Genomic DNA, 23,081 nt, shown 5'->3' with positions numbered 1-23,081 from the left:
CGTCGGACCGCGCCGGGGTCACAAGACCGGCTGCCCCATGGCGAAACGCGTGAACGGCACGCCCGTTGCGGAAGCTCGGCAGGGCGCCGGTGACCGTCCACGGCGTGAGCCGGCTGTACGGCACCGCACCCTTTCCCGGCCGCTCCCCGCTCGGCGCGCTCGTCCGCATCGCGTCCGACGGGGTCACCCGAGGCGTACGCCGGCGAAACCCAGGCCCCCCGCCAGACCACGGCCGACACGAGGTCAGCGGTGGGCGACGACAGCGACGGGCGCGGCGACTTGGTGCAGAGCCGCATGGGCGACATGGCCGACGGCGGCGGCCCGGCTCTCGGGCGATCCGTCGAGTCCTACGGTGACGGTTCGGACCATGATCTTCACCTCGGCCCGCCCGCTCTCCACGGGGCGAGCGACTGCCACGTCGTGCCCGTCGGGAGCCCGCCAGACATCCGGAGTCGGGTACAGCACCATTCTGGGCAATGGGCAGCGGTCCTGCGAACCCACCTCGCGTCACCTGTCGAAAGTGAGCGGGCCTCTCCGGGACGTCCTGGAGAGGCCCGCTGCTGCTGTCGTGCGCCCGACCTGTCGAGCACCGTCAGTGTTCCAGCTCCCCGGCGATCCCGGCCGCCCACGCCTCGACGGCCTCGAAGTCCCGGAAGTCGCCGCCCTTTCCGGAGTGCAGGATCCTCCGGGCCAGCCAGCCGTCCGCGTCCTCTTCGAGGCAGCCGCCGAAGGTGGCGTGGCCTCGGGCGTGGAGGTCCTGCATCGCGCGGCGCACCGCGCGCACGGGCGGGATGTCCCGCTCGGAGGCGGAGGCGTCGAGCGGACCGCTGCTGAAGAACCACACGGGCCGCTCGGCGAGATCCTTGCGGTGCCGGCGGACGAACGTCCGGGCGTCCTTGTGCCAGCGGCCGGCGTACAGCCCGCCGCCGACCACAACCGCGTCGTACCGGTCCACGAAGGGCACGGACACGGCCCGCATCGTCTCGACGGTCAGCCCTTTCTCACGCAAGGTGTCGGCAATCGACTCGGCGATGTGCGCCGTGGATCCGTTCCTGGTGCCATAGGTGACCAACACGGTGCCAGTCATGGGGATGATCCTCCTCTCACAGTCCGCGCAGCCAGTCGTCGGCCGCGCCGTGCAGTGCCTGCTCCTCGCGGATTCGGGAGTCGTCCAGGCGGTAGGTGAGCTTGTCGACGACGTCGACCACGCCGTCGATCCGGCGGGTCATGGAGACGGCGATCTCTGTCTCGGTCCGGTGTTCCATGTGGCCGGTGAGCGTGACCAGGCCCTCCGCCACGGCCACGTCGACGCTGCGGGGCGGCAGCCACAGGGCGCGGATCAGGACCTCCTTGATCACTTCGTCGCGGATCTCGTCGTCGGGGCGCAGGAACACCTGGAGCAGGTCGCTCCGGGTGACGATGCCGACCAGCCGGTCCTCCTCGTCGAGGACGGGGAGCCGCTCCACCCGGTGTGCGGCCATGGTCCGGGCGGCCTCGACGATCGTGTCGTCGGCGTGCACGGTGACCGGCGGGTCCGACATCAGTTCGCCGGCCGTGTGGGCCTGCGCCTTGGCCGCCTGCTTCCTGGCGCTGCGCGTCAGTTGCCCGAGTGGTGCCCGACGCTTCACCCCATAGGGTCCGGGGGTGGCGGTCTGGTGCACTGTGCCGTACCCGGCATGGACGACGTCCGTGGTCATCACGGAGCCGACCTTGTTGTGCCTCATATCGGTTCCCTCCCCGGGTTCAGCGGAGTCGGCGCAGGTAGGGGTCCTGGGGGCGGCGCGGCAGCAGTCGTACCCGGGCGTCGAGCACGGTGGTGCCGCCCGGCGCGGCGAGGACCGGGTTGAAGTCGGCCTCGGCGAGCTGCGGCAGGTCCGCGGCCATCCGGGACAGCCGCAGCAGCAGTTGTTCCAGGGCTTCGAGGTCGACAGGCCCGTTGCCGCGCGTGCCGAGGAGCAGGGGCGCGCAGCGCGGGGACGTGATCAGGTCGTGCACGTCGTGGTCGGTGAGCGGGGCGAGCCGGGCCGCGTGGTCGGCGAGCACCTCGGTGGCCGTGCCGCCGAGCCCGAACAGCACCAGCGGGCCGAAGACCTCGTCCTGGACCACGCCGGCGAAGAGCTCGGTGCCGCGCTCGGCGAGCGGCTGGACGACCACGCCGGTCATCGGGCCGCTGAAGCGGGTCGCCAAGTCCCGGTACGCCTCCCGCACTTGAGCCTCGCCGCGCAGGTCGAGACGGACCGCGTGCTCCTCGCTCTTGTGGACGAGTCCCGGCCAGTGGGCCTTGAGGACGACCCGGCCGTCGGCGCCGCGCAGCCACTCGGCGGCGTGAACGGCCTCCTCCTCGGTCTCGGCCCAGGCCCACGGGATCTGCGGGATGCCATAGCAGGCGAGCAGGTCGGCGCAGGCGCGCGGGTCGAGCCAGCCGCCGTCCGGGTGTGCGGCAAGGTAGGTGTCGGCGATGGCGTGGGCCCGGTCGGTGTCGATGCCGTCGAGTTCCGGCACGGTTCCGGCAGGCCGGGCCAGCCAGGCCGCACGATCGGCCGCGTGGGCCAACGCCCTTGCCGCCGCCTGCGGTTCGGCGTAGGCGGGGACGGTGCCGTCGTCGGCGGAGGGCAACAGCCTGACCGGCAGATCCTGTTCCAGGCGGACAGCGAGGACCGGCTTCGCACGCCGGCCGGGCGCCGAGGTGAGGGCACGTACCAGGTCGTCTCCGGTGGCGGTGGCGACGGCGGTCGGGACCAGGGCGACGACGATCGCGTCGACGCCGTCGTACCGCATGAGCCGGTCGACGCAGTCCGTGAGCTGTGCCTCGCTCACGGCGGCGGTGGCGTCGACGGGGTTCCCGACGGCGGCGCCCTCGGGGAGTACGGCGAGCAGGTCGTCGATCAGCTGCGGGGCCGGCGTCGGCAGGCTCAGCCCGGCCTCGGCGCAGGCATCGGCGGCGAGTACTCCGGCACCGCCGGCATTGGTCACGATCACGACGCGACCGCCTGTCGGCAGCGGCTGGGAGTGCAACAACGCCGCCGCTTCGAGGAGTTCGCCGACCGAGCGGGTCGCGGTGATGCCTGCCTGGGTGAACAGCGCACCGCGGGTCATGGTCCGGGTGGCGGCCGCCGCGGTGTGCGAGGCAGCCGCCCGCCGGCCCGCGTCGGTGCGTCCGGCGTCCACGGTGAGCACCGGCATACGGCGGCTCACCCGCCGGGCGGTACGGGAGAAGGCCCGTGGGTTCCCGAACGACTCCAGGTGCAGCAGGGCCAGTTCGGTACGGCCGTCGCTCTCCCACCACTGGAGCATGTCGTTGCCGCTGACGTCGAACTTGTCGCCGAGCGAGACGAACGAGGAGATGCCGATACCGAGCCTGGACAGCCCGTCGAGCAGGGCGATGCCCACGCCCCCGGACTGCACGGCGACGCCCGCGGTGCCTGGGCGGGGGTGGTCGGCGGCGAAGGTGGCGTCCAGGCGGAGCGCCGGGTCCGTGTGGGAGATACCGAGGCAGTTGGGGCCGACCAGCCGCATGCCGTGGGTACGGCATGCGGCCAGCAGCGCCTGTGCCTGCGCGGCGTCAAGGCCCGCGGTGACGACGAGGAGGGCGCGTACGCCCGCCCTGCCGCACTTCTCGGCGGCCTCCGGGACGGCGGCGGCGGGTACGGCGACGACGACCAGGTCCGGGGTGACGGGCAGGGCCGCCACCGAGGGGTACGACGGCACACCGAGGATCAAGTCCGCGGCGGGGTTCACGGCGAACAGGCGCCGGGTGTAGCCGCCGGAGTGCAGATGATGCAGGATCGCCCGGCCCACCGAGCCCGCCTTGCGGCCGGCGCCGACAACAGCCACCGACTCCGGGCACAACAGCGGCCGGAGGCTGGCCACATCGGCCGCCCGGCCCCGCTCCTCCACGGCCGAGAGGTAGGAGTCGTCCTCGTCCAGTTGGATGGTGCAGCGCATCTCGGGGCCCTCGAAGTGACGGGCGGTCCGCAGGCCGAGGTCGGCGAAGAGCCGCAGTATCTCGCGGTTCTCGCTCAGCGCGTCGGCCTCGAAGACGGTGATGCCGTCCGCGCGGGCGGCGGAGACCAGGTGCTCGACGAGCAGGGTCCCCACCCCCCGGTGGTGCACCCCGTCGGCAACCGCGACGGAGATCTCCGCGGTGTGCTGCTCCCCGACCGTCTCGTACTCAGCCAGGCCCAGCACCCGGCCCTGTGCCTCGGCCAGCAGAGCCCGGTAACCCGGGCGGGCCGGGGCGCAGGCGCGGTCGGCCGCCATGACGGCGGAGCGCCGGCTCGCCCCGAAGAACCTCATCCGGAGGTTCTCCGGGGACATCGCGTCGTAGAAGTCCCCCAGCCGCCCGTGATCGCCGGACGTCACGGGCCGGATGCACACGGTGGTTCCGTCCGCGAGCAGCGCGTGGGCCGGGGGTCGCACAAGCAGGTCGTCCGTCATCGCTCTCCTCCAAAACCGGTTGGCACTGCGAGCATCAGGCGTGGCGGGGCCGGGTCCCATGGGCTGTCCGGGGCGAGGTGGGGGCCGACCGGCCCTGACCGGGACCCACGCCGCGTCCGCGCGTCGTCGTCCTCGCTCTGGTCGGAGACGCTCGACCAACCGCTGGATCGACAACCGCGCCGGAGGGCCGCCCGGACCCGGCCGGTGACCAACGGCCCCATGACGGCGTCGCCCCCGCCGGGGAAGCGTGGGAGGTGCTGGTTCCCATCGACGGACGCAAGCGACGAGGAGTGGTGTCATGGCGAAGGCATATCTGGTGGGCAGCGGGATCGCGTCGCTGGCCGCGGCTGCTTTCCTCATCCGCGACGGCGGGTTCGACGGTGCGGACATCCATCTCTTCGAGGAGCAGCTGGGCATCGGGGGCAGCCTGGACGCGGGCGGCACGGCGGAGGCCGGCTACACCATGCGCGGCGGCCGGATGTTCGAGGCCGAGTTCCGGTGCACGTACGACCTGCTGTCCGGCATCCCCTCGTTGGACGACCCCTCGGTGTCGGTGACCGAGGAGATCCTGGCCGGGCACGAGGAGTTCGCCTGGGACGACATCGCCCGGCTGGTCGACGGGAACGGAAAGATCGTCGACACCCGCTCGATGGGGTTCTCCGAGCGCGACCGGCTGGACCTGGTCCGGTGCCTGGCGGCCCCCGAAGGGCACCTGGACGACAAACGGATCACCGACTGCTTCGGCGAGCACTTCTTCACCACGAACTTCTGGTTCATGTGGTGCACCACGTTCGCCTTCCAGCCCTGGCACAGCGCGATCGAGTTCCGCCGCTACCTGCGGCGCTTCGTCCACCTCTTCCCCGAGTTCGCCTCCATGTCCGGCATCCACCGCACCCGCTACAACCAGTACGACTCCATCGTGCGGCCCCTGGCCGACTGGCTGCGCGGACAGGGCGTGACCATCCACCCCGGGTGCAAGGTCACCGATCTCGACTTCGCCCCCGGAATCGGCAACGTCACCGTGGAGGCCCTCAGGATGATCCGGGCGGGCCGCGAGGACAGGATCGCCGTGGCCCCCGAGGACCTGGTCCTGGTCACCAACGGCTCCATGACCGACGCCTCCAGCCGGGGCACCCACACCTCACCCCCGCCTCCGCCCGCCTCCCGCTCGGACGCCTGGCTGCTCTGGCACCGGCTGGCCCGGGGACACCAGAACCTCGGGAACCCCGATGTCTTCGACAAGCACGTGAAGGAGTCCCGCTGGGAGTCGTTCACCGTCACCGCCAAGGACCCCGCCTTCCTCGACGCGCTCGCCGCGTTCAGCGGCCGGGAGACCGGCCGGGGCGGCCTGATGACCTTCACCGAATCCAACTGGCTGCTCACCATCGTCGCCAACCGCCAGCCCGTCTACCGCGACCAGCCCGAGGGCGTCTCGGTCTGGTGGGGCTACGGACTCTTCCCCGGCCGGGCCGGGAACAGCACGCCCAAGCCGATGACCATGTGCTCGGGCCGGGAGATCCTCGAAGAGGTCCTGCACCACCTGCACTTCGACGACCGCACCAGCGCCCGCGTCCTGGAGACCTCCGTCGTCATCCCCTGTGTGATGCCCTACATCACCAGCCAGTTCCTGGCCCGCCGCCGCGACGACCGGCCGCAGGTGGTCCCGGAGGGGTCGGTGAACCTCGCTTTCATCGGGCAGTTCGCAGAGGTGCCCGACGACGTCGTCTTCACCGTCGAGTACTCGGTACGAACGGCCTGGACGGCCGTGTCCCGGCTGCTGCACCTCGACACGCGGCCGCCGGCGGTCCACAAGGGCCACCACGATCCGCATGTCCTGGCCGCGGCCCTGGAGACCATGCACCACCGGTAGCCCGTGCAGTGAAGGGGAACATGGGGCCAGCCCTTGTCCTTGGACATGGATGCCGACGGAATTGCCACCACTACGGTGCCGTGCCCTCGCGCGGGATGTCGAACTCCACGTCCACCACCCCTTCGACGGTCCTGACCAGACGCGCTGCCACGGGGACCAGGGCCGTGTCATGGATGCGGCCCGCGAGCGTAACCACACCGTCGCTCACCTCCACCCGGACGGCCGACGCCGGGGCAAGGTACGACCCGATTTCGCGCCGCACCTCGTCGGCGATCTCCGCGTCGTCCCGCAGGAAGACCTTGAGCAGATCGCCGCGGCTGACGATCCCCGTGAGCAGACCGGCTTCGTCCACCACGGGCAGCCTCTTGACTCCTTCTCGTGCCATGGTGCCCGCGGCCTCGGAGAGGGTGTCGTCGGGCCTGACCGTGACGGCAGGGAGCGACATGAGGTCTCCCGCCGTGAGGGCGTCCGCCTTCGCCACGTCGACCGGCTGACGCAGCTGGAGGTAGGCCGCGTCGGGGTCGTCCCGGAGTTCCTCGTTGGCCAGCAGGTCGGCCTCGGACACCACGCCGACCACCCGGCCCGCACCCTCGATCACCGGCAGGGCGCTGACCTGCCGGTCCCGCATGAGTCGCACGATCTCTTTGAAGGGGGCGCGGCGGCCGACGGCAGCGACCGTGCGGGTCATGACATCGCTGACGTGGTGTGGGGTGCCGGACATGGTGACTCCGTCGGACTCGGGGGACGTATCGGCTCTTTCCAGGGTGCGCCGGTGGGACAGAACGAGCCAAGGGCTGCCTGGCCGGCCCACCGGCCGTTCGGCTTCCGTGCCGCATGGGCCGCTCGCGCCGCACTGGGGTCTTGTGGCCCTTGACCCCGGCCACCGTCTCGGCGTCACGCTGGTTGTCCCAGCCCTGCCTCGGGAGGTGGAGACCATGTCCGCTACCGTCACCGTAGGTCTCGACGGGTCGCCGGAGAGCCGGGCCGCAGCCGAGTGGGCGGCGCGGGAGGCGCTGCTTCGGGCACTGCCGCTGAAGATCGTGTGTGTCCGGGAGCCGGCACCCCGGTTTGTCGCCCAACCCCTGTTGTTCGACCCCGAGGCCTATGAGCAGTGGGTCGAGCGACTGGCGCACGAGACCGCAGAGGGCATCCGGCTTCGTCACCCGGGCATCACGGTGATCACCGAGCAACCGACGGGGACCGTGGCCGACGTCCTGAACGAGGCGGCGGGCTTCGCCGAGCTACTGGTGCTCGGCTCCCAGGGACTCGGTGGGTTGGGCGGGTTCGTGGTCGGCTCGGTGAGTCTGGCCGTCGTGGCGCGCGCCGAACGCCCGGTGGTGCTGGTTCGCGCGGCAGAGCAGGCCGCCGACGAACACCGGACGGCCCCGGCCGCCGTGCCGTCCGCCGAGGCGCCGTTCCGGCCGGTGGTACTCGGCCTCGACATCGGTCACGCGGACGACACCCTGTTGGAGTTCGCCTTCGACGCGGCCGCACGCCGGAAGGCCACCCTGCGGGTCGTCCATGCCTGGCCCGAGCCGCCGGCCTCCCGCGTTCGCCACGGCACGGCTGAACTCCACGACTCACTTGAGCGCGGACAGGCCGCTCTCCTGAGCAAGTCTCTACGTCCCTGGCGGCAGAAGTTCCCGGACGTCGCGGTGATCGAGGCGAGCCAGTGCGGCAGCGCGTCGCAGGTCGTCGTCGACGACGCCCGTGACGCGTCGCTGGTGGTGGTCGGCCGACGTATTCGTACCGGATCGTTCGGTACGCACATCGGCCATGTCACCCATGCCGCTCTGCACCACATCGCGATCCCCGTCGCGGTTGTCGCACACGGCTGACCTGCCACGCAGCGGAGGGCACGCCACGGGCGAACCGGTGGTACGCCTTCGGTGAGCCGTGAGCCTCCCCAATGCCGCCGGTGTCGAGATGACGGCTGCGGCCGTTGCCGGCAGTGCACAGGTCGCGCTGACGGCCGTCCCACAGGTGTCGGCCCTCGCGGGCCTGGCCTGGGCCGGTCGGGCTGCGTCGGCCAACCGTCCGGGCCGAACGGTCTCCGATACGGGCCGCTCGGCCCATGCCCGGGGACAGCTCGCGGCGCAGCCTGAAGATGTCGCGGAACGGCACCCAGCTCCTGGAGGACGCCATGAACGGCACCCCCGTCGTCGTCGACGACGTGATGACCCACCGGGTCGTCGCCTTGCGCACCGGGGCGGCCTTCAAAGACATCGTGAAAACGATGCGCGAGTGGCGGATCAGCGCCCTCCCCGTCCTGGACGACGGCGGACGTGTCGTGGGCGTGGTCTCCGAAGCGGATCTGCTCCCCAAGGAGGAGTACAGCGAAGGCGACCCGGGCCACTACGGACAGGTACGGGATCCCACCGAGGTCCGCAAGGCGGAAGCGGTGACCGCCGGCGAGCTCATGACCACGCCCGCCGTGACCGTGGGACCGCACCGCACTCTCGCCCACGCGGCGCGCGTCATGGCCCGCACCAGGGTCAAGCGGCTGCCGGTCGTCGGCCGCGACGGAACCCTGAAGGGCGTCGTCAGCCGGTCGGACCTGCTGAAGGTCTTCCTGCGGGACGACGCGGACATCGCCGAGGAAGTCAGGCGCGAAGTCGTCGTACGGCTCTTCGGCACACACTCCGACGGGGTGCGGGTCAAGGTGCGCGACGGCGCCGTGATCGTTACCGGACAGGTCCGGGAAACCGCTCTGATCCCGCTCGCCGTCCTCCTCGCGCGAGCCGTGCCCGGCGTGGTGGACGTGTGCTGCGAACTGTCGGGCCCGCACCGCCGTCCGGACGTGCCCAACCCACAGCGGGCGGCCCCCGCCTGACCTCGGCTCCCTGCGAGTCCCTCGCCGGATCGGGGTTCACGCGGCGTCGGGGGCGGTGAGCCGGCAGTTGACGCCGATCACGCCTTCGACGCCCCGGACCAGACGTGCGGCCAGCGGAATCCGGGCGGCATCCCCGACACGTCCGGTCAGGGTCACGACGCCCTCGGTGACCACCACATGCACGGGCTCGATCGGGGCCGGGAAGAGGACGTCGACGACGTCGCGGCGGATCTCGTCGGCGAGATCGTTGTCCGGGCGCAGAAAGACCTTCAGCAGGTCGCCACGGCTGACCACGCCTTCGAGTGCGCCCTCGGCATTCACCACGGGGAGCCGCTTGACGTGCCGCAGAGCCATGATCCGTGCCGCCTCGGCCAGCGCGGCGTCGCTGTGGACGGTGACCGCCGGTGTGCTCATCAGCTCCTCGGCGCGTACCGCCCCGGCCTTGGCCAGGTCGGGCAGCCGGCGCAGCTGGGTGAACCGGTCCGGATCACTGTCCCGGAATTCCTCCTTGGGCAGCAGGTCGGCCTCGGAGACCACCCCGATCACCCGCCCGTCGCCCTCCAGTACGGGCAGAGCGCTGACCTTGAACTGCTCCATGCGCTCGACGACGTCCTTGAACAGGGTCTCTCGACCCACGGCCACGACGGCGCGTGTCATCACGTCACCGACCCGGTGCGGGCTGCCGTGCATGGTCCTCGCCTCAGGATGCCGGGTGGTCATGTCAGCCTCCGCGTGTCTCGACGACGGCCGGGCAGCCGCGAAGGAGACCTCACGGGCGAGAGGCACGAGCCGTCCGCGGTGCACCGGTCACGAGCCGCGTCCATGGCCGGAGTCATCCCACCGGCTGCCCTTCCTGTGCTGATGAAACCAGCGTGCGCGCGCCCGGGCTCCGGCGCCACAGGCCATCCCCTCCGGCAAGGACCCCTGCCGGACAGGGCAAGCAAATCCATGCTCCCGCCCGACGCACGTGGTCCTACGGGAGCGGCAGCACCCCGTTTCGACGGTGTGCGCGGCCGGCGAGCGACCGGTCGCGCACACCTGGTGCGACTACGGCGTGCCCTGTCTCAGCCGCGCCGCACCGGGATGGTCCTGGTTCCCGCCTTCTCCTCAGGGACCGGGACCATGATGGTCAGCACACCGTCCTTGGACTGCGCGGTCGCCTCGTCGCCCTTCGCACCGGAGGGCAGGCGGACCGAACGGGCGAAGGTGCCGTAACGGAACTCGGTGCGGTGCTTCTCCGTCTTCCCCTCGCTGCGTTCGGCGCGCAGGGTCAGCACGTTCTCCTCCACCGTGATCTCGACGTCCTTGTGGGGGTCGATGCCGGGGAGTTCGGCGCGGAGGACGTAGATCCCGTCCTTCAGGTGTTCCTCGACGCGGATGCCGTGGAGTCCCGCAGGCGAATGTGTCCCGGGGATCCCTCCCTCGACCCGGCCGAACAGCTCGGGCAGTGCCGGGAAACCGGGCAGGCGCTCCATCACGCCGTTCATGCTCTGCCTCCTCTCCTTCCTGGTCGCTTCCAGCGTCCCGCGATGTCGGCAAGCGATGCGTGGGCCGTCCGGGCCCCTGCTGGACCCGGACGGCCCTCGCCTCCGCCGCCGTTACGGCGTCGGCCCCGGTCAGTCGTGCGGCACCACCGCGACCGGCGCGGCGGCGTGTTGCAGCACCCCATGGGTCACGGGGCCGATGCGGCCGCCGACCGGGGCCTGGCGCCGTTTTCGTCCCACGACGACCAGCGCGGCGTCCCGAGACGCGTGTACGAGGTGGCGGCCGGCGCCGCCGACCACGGCCTGTGCGCTGACCTCCACGCCAGGGAACTTGTCCTGCCAGGGCCGCAGGACATCGCCCAGCCCCTGCCGTATCTCCTCCGCCAGTTCGAGGTTCAGCCCCGCGTCCAGGGCGGCGCCATAGCCGTAGGAGGCCGCCTGCGTCCAGCCGTGGACCACCCGCAGACGGGCCACTCGACGACGGGCGGTCTCGAACGCGAACTCGATGACGGCGTCGTTCGGATTCTCGACGTCCAGGCCCAGGACGATGTCGCGGCAGGGGGTGGTGATCGACCCGGCGCCCGCGGCGTCCGGCAGATGCTCGTCCTCGACGCGCTCACCGGCCCGTACGAGGACGACGGGCCGCTCGGCGCGCGCCACGAGGGCGAGAGCGACCGAGCCGACGATGAATCCGGGCACGGTGCCGAGGCCCCGGGACCCGAGGACCAGCAGTTCCCCGTCCTCGGCGGCTGTCAACAGGGCGGGGACGGCCTGCTCCTGGACCTGCCGGCTCGTGATCCGGAGCCCGGGGTGGCGCTCGACGAGCCGGGTCTCAGCCTCGCGCAACAGGTCGGCGGCCCATGCGCGCTGCACGTCGAGCACGTCCAGTGCCGGAAATCCCGCGTACGGGACGTACATGGGGCGCGGTGGTTCATCGGCATGTACGAGGCACAGGGGGACATCGCGTCGTGCCGCTTCGCGAGCGGCCCAGTCTGCGGCGGCGAGGCTTTCGGGCGAGCCGTCGAGACCGACGGTGATGGCGGACATGTGCGGACCTCCTTGGGGGATGCACGCTCAGTCTCCGAGGCACGCGCACGTGACAGGAGGGGCCCGAGGTCCCTCCCAGGGGCCCGATCGGCCCTCTGGGCCGAGGGAGACGTGCGGCATCACCGCGAGGTGACCGCCCAGCATGGTCGCCGTGTCGTCGGTGCATCGACCGCAGTGGGCCGGGGACCACGTCCCCGGCCCACTCGGAACCTTGTCTGCCGCGCGCGTCAGGAGTGCACCGCCGTGCGGTGGTCCTCCCGGACCGCCCGGTGCCGGATCGGCTGGTGGGCCGGAGGCCTCCGGTGCGCCCGACGGCTCTGCAGCCGGACAACGAGGTCGTCGAAGAACGCGGCGAGGACGCACGTGAGTCCCAACGCCAGCACGAGCAACACCGCGAACCTCTCCCAGAACTCCGGTGTGAGACTGGTACCCAATGTCCTCGCCCTCCCTGATCTGTGTCGTTCTCCCTGCTTCCAGCCAACTCCGGCTCAGGCCGGCGCGCATGAGCCGAGGGGGTCGGGCGGAGGTCCGACGGGGCCCTTGCGCGCGGGGCCGCACGGACCCTGGGGCCGTCGGTACCGGGAGGGCCTCCCACTGTCACGACAACCACGGCGACCACAGTGACCGTCGGCAGTAGGACACGGTGACGAACCATGCCGAGTTCTCCAGCTCCGACCTGGGCCGGTCGGCCCAATGGCGGGGACCGACAGCACCTGCCCCCGCGATCCCGGCGGCCCGACGCTGGAGCTGTACCCCGCCCTCAGACCGACGGAGGAGACCGGCGTCATGATCCGTTACGTGTACGACTTCACAGAGGGCGGCCGTGACAAGGCCGACCTGCTCGGCGGCAAGGGAGCCAACCTGGCCGAGATGACCCGGCTGGGGCTGCCCGTCCCGCCGGGTTTCACCGTCACCACCGAGGCCTGCCGGGCGTTTCTCGCCACCGGCGCCGAGCCGGACGGCCTGGCGGGCGAGATCACCGAGCACCTGACGACCCTGGAGCGGGCGGCCGGACGGCGGCTGGGCCGGTCCGACGACCCGCTGCTGCTGTCCGTCCGCTCCGGGGCGCGGTTCTCGATGCCCGGCATGATGGAGACGATCCTCGACATCGGACTCGACGACGAGTCCGTCCTCGGCCTGGCGAAGGTGTCCGGGAACGAACGCTTCGCCTGGGACTCCTACCGTCGCCTCGTACAGATGTTCGGTAGCACCGTCATGGGGGTCGACGGCGCTCTCTTCGAGCGCGCCATGGCCGACCTCAAACGGGACCGTGGCGCGGCGAACGACCTGGGCCTGGACGCGGCGGACCTGGCGGGGCTCGTCGGGACGTACAAGGACATCATCCGTAAGGAGACCGGAGAGGACTTCCCGCAGTCCCCGGACGAGCAGCTGCGCCGGGCCGTCCTCGCCGTCTTCGAGTCCTGGCAGGGCGAACGCGCCCGCGTCTACCGCCGCCGCGAGCACATCGCCGACGACCTGGGCACCGCGGTCAACGTGCAGACCATGGTCTTCGGCAACCTCGGCCCCGACTCCGGCAGCGGCGTCGCCTTCACCCGCGACCCGGCCACGGGACTGCCCGGCCTCTACGGGGACTATCTGGCGAACGCGCAGGGCGAGGACGTCGTCGCCGGCATCCGCAACACCGTCCCGCTGGCCGGTCTGGAGGAACTGGACCCGGCCTCGTACACCCAACTGCTCCGCCACCTCCGGACGTTGGAGACCCACTACCGCGACCTGTGCGACATCGAGTTCACCATCGAGCGCGGCCGGCTGTGGATGCTGCAGACCCGGGTGGGCAAGCGCACCGCCGAAGCCGCGTTCGCCATCGGCGCCGAGCTGGTCGACGAGGGCCTGATCACCGCCGATGAGGGTCTGTCCCGCGTGAGCGGGGACGGCCTCGCCCGGCTGATGTTCCCCCGGTTCGACACCGCGGCCGTCGGCGAGGCGCTGGCGCACGGTCTGCCGGCCTCGCCGGGTGCGGCCGTGGGCGCCGCCGTGTTCGACTCGGCCGAAGCCGTCCGCCGCGCCGCCGCGGGCGAGAAGGTCGTCCTCGTACGCCAGGAGACCACCCCCGACGACCTCCCCGGCATGATCGCCGCACAGGCGGTGCTGACCAGCCGGGGCGGCAAGACCAGCCACGCCGCCGTGGTCGCCCGCGGCATGGGCAGGGTGTGCGTGTGCGGCGCCGAGGAGCTCTCCGTGGACACAGCGGCGCGGCGCTTCACCGTGGGAGACACCGTCGTCGAGGAGGGCACCGTCGTCTCCGTCGACGGCTCCGGGGGCGCCGTGTACCTGGGTGCCGCGCCGCTGGTCGACTCCGAGGTGATGCGGTACTTCGAGACCGGTGAGCGGTCGGCGGGACTGGTCGACGCCGTGGCCCTGGCCATGGAGCGGGCCGACCGGGTGCGCCGTCTTGAGGTGCGGGCGAACGCCGACACGCCCGAGGACGCCGCCCGGGCCCGGCGGTTCGGCGCGCAGGGCGTCGGGTTGTGCCGCACCGAGCACATGTTCCTCGGCGAGCGCCGCAAGCTGGTCGAGGCGATGATCCTGGCCCGCGACGAGACCGAGCGCGAGGCGGCTCTGGGCGCGCTGCTGCCGCTCCAGCGCCAGGACTTCATCGGCATCCTGGAGGCGATGGACGGTCTGCCGGTCACCATCCGGCTCATCGACCCGCCCCTGCACGAGTTCCTGCCCGACCGGACCGACCTCGCCGTGCGCATCGCCACCGCCGAGGCGCGGGGCGCGGTGCCCGAGCCGCACGACACCGAGCTGCTCGACGCCGTCAACCGCATGCACGAGGAGAACCCGATGCTCGGCCTGCGCGGTGTCCGCCTGGGCCTGGTCGTGCCGGGGCTGGTCGCCATGCAGGTGCGGGCGATCGCCGAGGCGGTCGTGGCGCGCACGAGGGCAGGGGGCTCTCCCGAGGCAGAGATCATGGTGCCGCTCGTCGGCGCGGTCGAGGAGCTGCGGATCGAACGCGAAGAGGTGGAACGCGTCCTTGCCGGGGTCGCCGAGGAGTCCGGCGTCCCGCTGCACTGCCCGGTCGGCACCATGATCGAGCTGCCCCGGGCCGCGCTCACGGCCGGCCGGATCGCCGAGGAAGCGGAGTTCTTCTCCTTCGGGACCAACGACCTCACCCAGACCACCTGGGGCTTCTCCCGCGACGACGTCGAGGCCGCGTTCTTCTCCGCCTACCTCGACAAGGGCATCTTCGCCGCCTCACCGTTCGAGACGCTGGACGTCACGGGCGTGGGTCGGCTGGTGCGGATCGCCGTCGACGAGGGGCGCGCGCAGCGACCTGACCTGAAGATCGGCGTCTGCGGTGAACACGGCGGGGATCCGGACTCGGTCCACTTCTTCCATGCGGCGGGCCTCGACTACGTCTCCTGCTCACCGTTCCGCGTCCCGGTCGCCCGCCTGGAGGCAGGACGGGCCGCGCTCCCCGGGACGGGGACGAGCGACAGCAGGTGACAAGGGCCGGGCTCGGTGGCGGAACGGCCCCGCACCGACGGCAGCGGGACCTTCTGCTCCCGGGTCCCGGAGACCCGCCCACCGAGCCGTGGGCGGGTCGGACCCTCCGCACAGGACCCTCGGCCCTGCTCGGCACGAGGCGCGGGAGGGAGCCTTGAACCAGGTATCGGATCCGGCCGGCGACGGCCCGCCCCGCACGCAGATCCGGTGGACGACCCGACCTGGACACCGGATGAGGAAGGAAGTGGGTGCCATGGCCCGCATCGTCGGTGAGGTGATGACAGGCGACGTCGTCGAGGCGCACCGGGACACGTCGTTCAAGGATCTGGTGCGGTTGCTGGACCGGCATCGGATCAGCGGACTGCCCGTCGTGGACGGCGACGACAAGGTCGTGGGCGTGGTCTCCGAGACGGACCTGATCCGGCACCAGGCAACCAGGTCCGCATCCGGCCGGACGGGAAGGCTCCGCATCCCTCCGCTGAGGCGCGGGGCCCGTCGGGCGGCCGCGGTCACCCGCGCCGGGGCCGGCACCGCACAGGAACTGATGACGACGCCCGCGGTCACCGTGCATCCGGAACAGCGGATCGCGGACGCCGCGCGCGTGATGGAACGTCACGGCGTCGAACGCCTCCCGGTCGTCGACGAGGAGGACCGGCTGATCGGCATCGCCACCCGCCGGGATCTGCTGCGTGTCTTCCTGCGCACCGACGACGAGATCCGCCAGGAGGTGTCCGACGAGGTGGTGACCCGTGCCCTGGGCCTGCAGGCCGACAGGATGACCGTGTCGGTCCGGGACGGCATGGTCACGCTGGCCGGGGCCGTCAGCCAACGGGACGACATCCCGCTCGCGATCCGGCTGACGTATCGGGTGGACGGAGTGGTCGGCGTTGTCAACGGGCTGAACGTCCGCATCGATTCGGGACCGGTCAGCCCTCCGAAGGGACCGGCGGGACCTGGGGGCGGGCCCCGCTGAAGAGAGACGCTGCTGGTGGGAGCGGTACCGATCCCCCGCAGTGCCGCTCCCACCCCGTGCTCTCACCCCGTGCTCTCACCCCGCGCCGCCGCCACCGCGGCGGCGGTCTCTCGACGACGGAGGCTCGCCCACCATGACCCGCCACGACGACCGCAGCGCGACCACCGAACCCGCCGAGGCGCCGTCCGACAGCGCCATCGCGGTGGACCGGCTTGTGGCGAACGGACTCAAGGCGCTCGCAGACTACGAGGAGCTCGACCAGGAACAGGTCGACCACATCGTGAGGAAGGCCTCGGTCGCCGCCCTCGACCAGCACACCGCGCTCGCGCGACTCGCCGTGGACGAGACCGGACGCGGAGTCTTCGAGGACAAGGCCGCCAAGAACATGTTCGCCTGTGAACACGTCACGCACAGCATGGGCCCGATGAGGACGGTCGGGGTCATCGCCCGCGACGACATCGACGACATGATCGAGGTCGCCGAGCCCGTCGGCGTCGTGTGCGCGGTCACCCCGGTCACCAACCCGACCTCCACCACGATCTTCAAGGCGCTGATGGCGCTGAAGACCCGCAACCCCGTCGTGTTCGCCTTCCACCCCTCCGCCCAGCGCTGCAGCGCACAGGCGGCCCGTGTCGTGCGCGACGCGGCGGTCGCGGCGGGTGCGCCCGAGCACTGCGTGCAGTGGATCGAAACCCCCTCCGTCGAGGCGACCGGCGCCCTGATGCGGCACCCGGGTGTCTCGCTCATCCTCGCCACCGGCGGCAACGCCATGGTCAAGGCCGCCTACTCGGCCGGGAAGCCCGCCCTGGGCGTGGGCGCCGGCAACGTCCCCGCGTACGTGCACAAGAGCGCCGAGCTGCGCCGGGCCGTCAACGACCTGGTGCTGTCCAAGTCGTTCGACAACGGCATGATCTGCGCCTCCGAACAGGCCGTCATCCTGGACGAGGAGATCTACGACGCCGCCCTGGCCGAATTCCGTACGCTGCACGCCCACGTGGCGACCGCCGAGGAGAAGGCGAAGCTGGAGGCGTTCCTGTTCCCGGCCTCCCGGTCGGCCGACAAGGCCACGGTGGCCGGCTGCGAGCCCAAGGTCAACTCCGCGGCCGTCGGCCAGAGCCCGGCGTGGATCGCCGAGCAGGCCGGGTTCACCGTACCGGCCGACACGTCCCTCATCCTGGTCGAGGCCGCTGAGGTCGGCCCGCAGGAACCGCTCACCCGGGAGAAACTCTGCCCGGTCCTCGCAGTCCTGCGCGCCGACTCCGAGCAGCGGGGCTTCGACCTCGCCGCCGACATGGTCGACTTTCACGGGCAGGGCCACAGCGCCGTCATCCACACCGAGGACAGCGCCCTGGCCGAGGCGTACGGCCGACGCATGAAGACCGTACGGATCATCGTCAACTCACCCTCGTCGCAGGGCGCGATCGGCGGGATCTACAACAGCCTGCTCCCGTCACTGACACTGGGATGCGGCTCCTGGGGCAGCACCTCGGTCTCCAACAACGTCTCCGCGGCCCAGCTCCTGAACGTCAAGCGCGTCTCGGTGCGCCACAACAACCTCCAGTGGTTCAAGGTCCCGCCGAAGATCTACTTCGAGCCGCAGTCCATCCGCTACCTGACCTCCATGCCGGACGTCCACCGCGTCACCGTCGTCACCGACGCGACGATGACCCGCCTCGGCCTCGTCGACCGGGTCGAGCGCGTGCTGCGACGGCGCCGGGAGCCGGTCACCATCCAGGTCATCGACAACGTCGAACCCGAGCCCAGCATCGACTCCGTGCGGCGCGGCGCCCGGCTGATGGGCGATTTCCGCCCCGACACCATCATCGCGCTGGGCGGCGGCTCCCCCATGGACGCGGCCAAGGTGATGTGGCTGCTGTACGAGCAGCAGGCCAAGGGCAGGGACATCGACTTCGCCGACATGCGGCACAAGTTCTCCGACATCCGCAAGCGCGCCTTCCGCTTCCCGACACTGGGCGGGCTGGCCCGCCTGGTGTGCATCCCCACCACCTCCGGCACCGGTGCCGAGGTGACCCCGTTCGCCGTCATCTCGGATCCCGCCACCGGCAAGAAGTACCCGCTGGCCGACTACGCGCTCACCCCCAGCGTGGCCATCGTCGACCCGCTGCTCACGACCGGGCTGCCCCGGGCGCTGGCCGCCGACAGCGGCTTCGACGCCCTCACCCACGCCATCGAGGCGTATGTGTCGGTCTACGCCAACGACTTCACCGACGGCCCGGCCCTGCACGCGATCCGGCTGGTCTTCGACAACATCGAGGCCGCGGTGAACGACCGCGCGGCACAGCCCAGGGCCCGGGAGAAGATGCACAACGCCGGCACCATCGCGGGCATGGCCTTCGGCAACGCCTTCCTCGGCATCGTCCACGCGATGTCCCACACCCTCGGCGCCACCTTCCACATCGCGCACGGCCGCACCAACGCCGTTCTGCTGCCGCACGTCATCCGCCACAACGGCACCGTCCCCACGAAGCTCACCGGCTGGCCCAAGTACGAGAACTACCGTGCTCCGGAACGCTTCCAGGACATCGCCCGCACCCTCGGCCTGCCCGCCACCACGCCCGCCGAGGGCGTCGAGTCGCTGGCCTCGGCGGTGGAGCGGCTCCGCGACGCGGTGGGCATCGAGCCGACGTTCCAGGCGCTCGGCGTCGACGAGCGCGCGTTCCTCGACGCCCTGCCCCAGCAGGCCCTCAACGCCTACGAGGACCAGTGCGCGCCCGCCAACCCGCGGATGCCCATGCTCGACGACATGCAGGAGCTCATGCGCCTCGCCTACTACGGCCGTACGCAGGACCGTCCCGCCCATGAGCAGGCGGCACGGCCGTAGCGCGCATCGGCGCCGCCGTCGCGCCGGCGTCCGTTCAGGGCGCCGTCGTGACAGGGGCCGACGGGCCGATACCGCAGAGCCGTCCCGCCCTGGTGGGAAGAGCCCGGCGGGGCCGGTCCTCCCCGGGTGACGGGCCCTTCGGCCCCTCTTCGACCACCGCCCTCGTACGACGCCGAAACAGGGTCAGGCGCCTGCTGCACAGAGATCGCCGCCCACATCGATGCGGCTCCCTCTTCCCTTTCAAGTCGCCCTTTGCGGGAGGTCTTCCATGCTGTCCGCAGAATCCGCCGCCCTCGTCCGGGCCATCCTCCCCGTCGTGGCCGGAGCACTCGACGAGATCACCACCCGCTTCTACGCCACGATGTTCCACGACCGTCCGGAACTGCTCGACGGCCTGTTCAACCGCGGCAACCAGGCCAGCGGCGCACAGCGCCAGGCCCTGGCCGGATCGATCGCCGCCTTCGCGACCGCGCTGCTCGACGACCCGGACGCCCGCCCGGACACGGTCCTGGCCCGGATCGCCCACAAGCACGCCGCGGTCGGCGTCACGGACGACCAGTACACGATCGTGCACAAGTACCTGTTCGGTGCGATGGCCGAGGTTCTCGGCGAGGCGGTCACGCCGGAGGTGGCGGCCGCCTGGGACGAGGTCTACTGGCTGATGGCCGGCGCCCTGATCGCCCAGGAGGCCCGCCTCCACCAGGACGCGGGCGTCCGGCCGGGCGAGATCTGGCGTCCCTGGACGGTCGTCGAGCGTCGCACCGAGACCCCCGACGTGGTGTCCTTCCTGCTCCGCCCGGCGGACGGCGGACCGGCGCCGCGGGCCCGCGCGGGCCAGTACGTGAGCGTCCGTCTGCGCATGGCCGACGGGGTCCGCCAACTGCGCCAGTACAGCCTGCCCTCGGACCCGGGCGGAGATCTGCGGCGGATCACCGTGAAGCGGCCGGCAGGCGAGGCCGCCGGCCCGGACGGCGAGGTCTCCGCCCTGCTCCACGACCGCGTCCGCGAGGGGGACGAGCTGACGCTGTCCGCGCCGTTCGGGGACATCTTCCTCGACGGCCCGGCCGACGCCACGAGCCCGCTCGTGCTGGTCTCGGCAGGCATCGGCTGCACGCCCATGACCGGCATCCTGGCCCACCTGGCCGCCCTCGCCTCGACCCGTCCGGTGCTGGTCCTGCACGCCGACCGTTCCCCCGGCGACCACGCACTGCGCGCCGAGGCACACGACCTCGTCGGACGGCTTCCGGGTGCCCGCGCCGTCTTCTGGTACGAACGCCCCGGAGCGGAGGAACCCGGCGCCCGCACCGGTCTGATGAACCTGGACGGCATCCACCTCCCTGACGGATCAACGGTGTTCCTGTGCGGTCCGCTCCCCTTCATGCGCGCGCTGCGCGGACAGCTGCTCGCCGCGGGGGTGCCCGCACGGCGCATCCACTACGAGGTCTTCGGCCCCGACCTGTGGCTCCCCGGCACCGCGGCCTGAATCACGCCGAGCGTTCGAGTCCCCCAGCATTCCGATGTCCGACGGAGGAACACCCATGACCAGCGACCACGCCCAGGCGACGCCCACCGTGCGGCTGCGTTCCGACGGCCCCGTGGACGAAGCGACTCTGGCCTACGCCCGTACGAAGATCGATGCCGTCGTGAGCAGGCCGGGACTGCCGGCCGTCACGGGAGTCGTGCGCATCGTGCGGGCGGGCGCCCGCCACGCCGACCACCCGTGGCTGGCCACGGCCGACCTGCACGTCGGCGGTCGCCAGGTGACCGCCCAGGCCGAGGAGGCCACGGGCACCGAGGCCGTCGACCGGCTCCAGGACCGGCTGCGCGGCCAGATCGACAAGGCCGCCCACTCCTGGGACGACGGCGACCGGAAGGCGACCCCGCCGTGGCGCGGCGGAACCCGGCGGTCCCGCCGCGAAGCCGACCCCGGCGGCGCGGGGGAGGGCTCCCGGACGGCCTGAATCCGCGGTGCGCACAGACCCGGTCGGCGACGACGCGCCGACCGGGCCGCCTCCGGGCCGGCGCCCGGCGCGGACACCGACGCGGCCCGCTACCAGGACCGAACGGCCCCACCGCATGACCGACGACCCACAGACCCGTCCCCGGACCGCGGCAAGGCCCGGGACATGCGGTTCCCTATCTGTCGGCGCTGACGCGGAGTTGTGTGAGGGCGAAGGCCCAGTTGGTGGGCATCGGTATCCCGGCGCCGGGCGCGGCCGCATTGCTGGTCCGCGACGGAGGCCTCAAGGGATCCGACACCCGCCTCTTCGTGGGACAACGGCCCCTCTGCGGCAGCCTGGACGTGGACCGCACGCCGGACGCCGGTTGCACCATGCGCGGCGGGAGGGATGTTCGAGGCCGAGTTCCGCTTGAACCACTCCTGCACTCGTCAGTCCTGAACGCGCGGAAGCCTGCGGCCGGGGACGACCGGTCCCCGGCGTCCCGTGACGGCGGACGGATCGATGCGCACCCACAGCTCGCGCCGCCCGCCCGTCCATGGGGTGCTGCGGGCCTGTTCCGTCACCCGACGGTTCGACCCGTACGGACCGGACGCCTGTGAGCACGGGGCTCAAGGCCGGCGCCGAGGTCACGGTCTGGCAGGACAGCCAGGGCCGGCTCGCCTCGCGCCGACGGGCGCCACGGAGGCCGCGGTCGAGTCGGGGTTCCTGGGTGCCGAGGCGGCATCGAGCTGACCCGCCTGGCACCCCATGCCGAACGGCCCTGGCACACGGCGTGTGCCAGGGCCGTTCAGTGTCGATGGAGCACCGTCCCCCGGTCCTCCTGCTACCTGTGCGCCACGGCACCGGCGCCCGGGAGCCGCTCGGGCCCCGGTCACGAGGCCGGCAGCGACTCGACGGTCAGGCCGTCCTTGCGCGTTGCGCCGGCGACGTCCTCGGCGGAGCCGTCGCGGCGGGGCGGACCGGGGCCGGTCGGCTCCCACGCCTGAGCCGACCGGCCCCTCCCCCGCCGCGCGGGTCAGTCGTCCGCCACCAGGGCCGTGAGGTCCAGGAGCCGGTTGGTGTAGCCCCACTCGTTGTCGTACCAGCCGAAGACCTTGGCCAGGGTGCCGTTGGCCTGGGTGAGGGCCGGGTCGAAGACGCAGGAGGAGGGGTCGCCGATGACGTCCCGGGAGACGATCGGGGCCTTGGACACCCGCAGGATGCCGTTGAGCGGTCCCTCGGCGGCCGCTTCGAACACGGCGTTGATCTCGTCCACGCTCGCCTCCCGGCCGAGCACCACCGCCAGGTCGGTGAGCGAACCGTCCTCCACCGGTACCCGCACCGCGATCCCGTCCAGCGCCCCGGCCAGCTCCGGCACCACCAGCCCCACCGCGCGGGCGGCACCCGTGCTGGTCGGGATGATGCTCAGGGCCGCCGAGCGAGCCCGCCGCAGGTCCTTGTGCGGGCCGTCGAGCAGGGACTGGTCGTTGGTGTAGCCGTGGATCGTGGTCATCACGCCGCGCTCGATACCGAAGGCGTCGTCGAGGACCTTCACCATCGGGGCGACACAGTTGGTGGTGCAGGACGCGGCGGAGACGATCCGGTGCTGATGCCGGTCGTAGGAGGCGTCGTTGACGCCCATCACGATGGTGGCGTCGACGTCCTTCCCCGGCGCCGACAGCAGCACGGTGTGGGCGCCCGCCTTCAGGTGCAGGGCTGCGGAGTCCCGGTCGCGGAAGCGGCCGGTGGACTCGACGATGATCCCGGCTCCGTAGTCCGACCAGTACAGGGCGGCCGGGTCCCGCTCCGCGCTGACGGCGATGCGCCGGCCGTCCACCGTGATGGAGCTGTCGTCGTGCAGGACGTCGCGTCCGATGTGCCCGAACGTCGAGTCGTACTCCAGCAGATGGGCGAGGGTGGCGGGGGAGGTGACGTCGTTGATCGCGACCACCTCGACGTCCTGCGTGCCCGCCTCGGCACGGTCCAGGGCTGCGCGCAGGTAGGTACGGCCGATGCGGCCGAAGCCGTTGATGCCGACACGTACGGTCATGGCGGTGAACTCCTTACGGGGTTGGTGGTGCTCAGGCGTTCCAGGTCCAGTCGGCGACCTCGGGCAGGTCGGTGCCGTGCTCCCGGATCCAGGCCTGGTGACGGGTGCGGACGTCGGCCATCTGCTGGCGTACC

At 71.8% G+C, this 23,081-nt stretch carries 18 protein-coding genes; 8 read left to right on the top strand and 10 right to left on the bottom strand.

The genetic code is table 11. The features are described 5' to 3' along the window. Positions 1-243: 243 nt before the first annotated feature. From AB0472_RS19505 to AB0472_RS19490, 4 genes are all read right to left on the bottom strand, one after another. On the bottom strand, positions 244-417 hold the full coding sequence (locus AB0472_RS19505; protein ID WP_366357705.1) for a hypothetical protein: 174 nt from the start codon (positions 415-417) through the stop codon (positions 244-246). A 175-nt stretch (positions 418-592) separates the two neighbouring features. Next, positions 593-1,087, bottom strand: coding sequence for a flavodoxin domain-containing protein (locus AB0472_RS19500; RefSeq protein WP_366357704.1), 495 nt, complete (start codon positions 1,085-1,087; stop codon positions 593-595). A gap of 16 nt (positions 1,088-1,103) precedes the next feature. Continuing rightward, positions 1,104-1,724, bottom strand: a complete 621-nt coding sequence (locus AB0472_RS19495; protein ID WP_366357703.1) for a CBS domain-containing protein — start codon at positions 1,722-1,724, stop codon at positions 1,104-1,106. A gap of 19 nt (positions 1,725-1,743) precedes the next feature. Further along, positions 1,744-4,437: a GNAT family N-acetyltransferase gene (locus AB0472_RS19490; protein WP_366357702.1), complete on the bottom strand. Its 2,694-nt coding sequence runs from the start codon at positions 4,435-4,437 to the stop codon at positions 1,744-1,746. A gap of 298 nt (positions 4,438-4,735) precedes the next feature. Here AB0472_RS19490 and AB0472_RS19485 point away from each other — a divergent pair, with 298 nt between their 5' ends. Continuing rightward, positions 4,736-6,307, top strand: a complete 1,572-nt coding sequence (locus AB0472_RS19485) for an oleate hydratase (RefSeq protein ID WP_366357701.1) — start codon at positions 4,736-4,738, stop codon at positions 6,305-6,307. A gap of 70 nt (positions 6,308-6,377) precedes the next feature. On the opposite strand, the gene AB0472_RS19480 is transcribed toward AB0472_RS19485, so the two are convergent. Then, positions 6,378-7,028: a CBS domain-containing protein gene (locus tag AB0472_RS19480; RefSeq protein WP_366357700.1), complete on the bottom strand. Its 651-nt coding sequence runs from the start codon at positions 7,026-7,028 to the stop codon at positions 6,378-6,380. Between the two features lie 214 nt (positions 7,029-7,242). Between AB0472_RS19480 and AB0472_RS19475 the strand changes: the two genes are divergently transcribed. Together AB0472_RS19475 and AB0472_RS19470 are read left to right on the top strand one after the other, a co-directional pair. Then, positions 7,243-8,145, top strand: coding sequence for a universal stress protein (locus tag AB0472_RS19475; RefSeq protein ID WP_366357699.1), 903 nt, complete (start codon positions 7,243-7,245; stop codon positions 8,143-8,145). A 305-nt stretch (positions 8,146-8,450) separates the two neighbouring features. Further along, positions 8,451-9,140 carry a CBS domain-containing protein gene (locus AB0472_RS19470; RefSeq protein ID WP_366357895.1) on the top strand — a complete coding sequence of 230 codons (690 nt, stop codon included), beginning with the start codon at positions 8,451-8,453 and terminating at the stop codon, positions 9,138-9,140. 36 nt (positions 9,141-9,176) lie between these two features. On the opposite strand, the gene AB0472_RS19465 is transcribed toward AB0472_RS19470, so the two are convergent. From AB0472_RS19465 to AB0472_RS19450, 4 genes are all read right to left on the bottom strand, one after another. Continuing rightward, positions 9,177-9,830, bottom strand: a complete 654-nt coding sequence (locus tag AB0472_RS19465) for a CBS domain-containing protein (RefSeq protein WP_366357894.1) — start codon at positions 9,828-9,830, stop codon at positions 9,177-9,179. A gap of 374 nt (positions 9,831-10,204) precedes the next feature. Continuing rightward, the gene (locus AB0472_RS19460) at positions 10,205-10,627 is read right to left on the bottom strand and encodes an Hsp20/alpha crystallin family protein (protein WP_366357698.1); all 423 of its coding nucleotides are present in this window, start codon (positions 10,625-10,627) and stop codon (positions 10,205-10,207) included. Between the two features lie 129 nt (positions 10,628-10,756). Continuing rightward, the gene (locus tag AB0472_RS19455; protein WP_366357697.1) at positions 10,757-11,671 is read right to left on the bottom strand and encodes a universal stress protein; all 915 of its coding nucleotides are present in this window, start codon (positions 11,669-11,671) and stop codon (positions 10,757-10,759) included. Positions 11,672-11,898: 227 nt separating this feature from the next. Then, positions 11,899-12,105, bottom strand: a complete 207-nt coding sequence (locus AB0472_RS19450) for a hypothetical protein (protein WP_351500358.1) — start codon at positions 12,103-12,105, stop codon at positions 11,899-11,901. 352 nt (positions 12,106-12,457) lie between these two features. On the opposite strand from AB0472_RS19450, the gene ppdK reads away from it, so the two are divergent. From ppdK to AB0472_RS19425, 5 genes are all read left to right on the top strand, one after another. After that, complete coding sequence (gene ppdK, locus AB0472_RS19445) at positions 12,458-15,142, top strand: pyruvate, phosphate dikinase (protein WP_366357696.1); 2,685 nt, start codon at positions 12,458-12,460, stop codon at positions 15,140-15,142. 253 nt (positions 15,143-15,395) lie between these two features. Beyond that, positions 15,396-16,115, top strand: coding sequence for a CBS domain-containing protein (locus AB0472_RS19440; RefSeq protein ID WP_366357695.1), 720 nt, complete (start codon positions 15,396-15,398; stop codon positions 16,113-16,115). 133 nt (positions 16,116-16,248) lie between these two features. Then, positions 16,249-18,957, top strand: a complete 2,709-nt coding sequence (gene adhE, locus AB0472_RS19435) for a bifunctional acetaldehyde-CoA/alcohol dehydrogenase (protein ID WP_366357694.1) — start codon at positions 16,249-16,251, stop codon at positions 18,955-18,957. 268 nt (positions 18,958-19,225) lie between these two features. After that, positions 19,226-20,440: a globin domain-containing protein gene (locus AB0472_RS19430; protein ID WP_366357693.1), complete on the top strand. Its 1,215-nt coding sequence runs from the start codon at positions 19,226-19,228 to the stop codon at positions 20,438-20,440. A 55-nt stretch (positions 20,441-20,495) separates the two neighbouring features. Continuing rightward, entirely contained in the window at positions 20,496-20,918 is a 423-nt protein-coding gene (locus AB0472_RS19425; protein WP_366357692.1) for a hypothetical protein, read from the top strand. Between the two features lie 1,015 nt (positions 20,919-21,933). On the opposite strand, the gene gap is transcribed toward AB0472_RS19425, so the two are convergent. After that, a complete protein-coding gene (gene gap / locus AB0472_RS19420; protein ID WP_366357691.1) occupies positions 21,934-22,947 on the bottom strand; it encodes a type I glyceraldehyde-3-phosphate dehydrogenase in 1,014 nt (337 codons plus the stop codon). Positions 22,948-23,081 lie beyond the last annotated feature (134 nt).

The organism is Streptomyces sp. NPDC086777 (genome assembly GCF_040702065.1).
In the GTDB taxonomy this organism is placed as follows: domain Bacteria; phylum Actinomycetota; class Actinomycetes; order Streptomycetales; family Streptomycetaceae; genus Streptomyces.
This window is presented reverse-complemented; position numbering and strand designations above follow the sequence as displayed.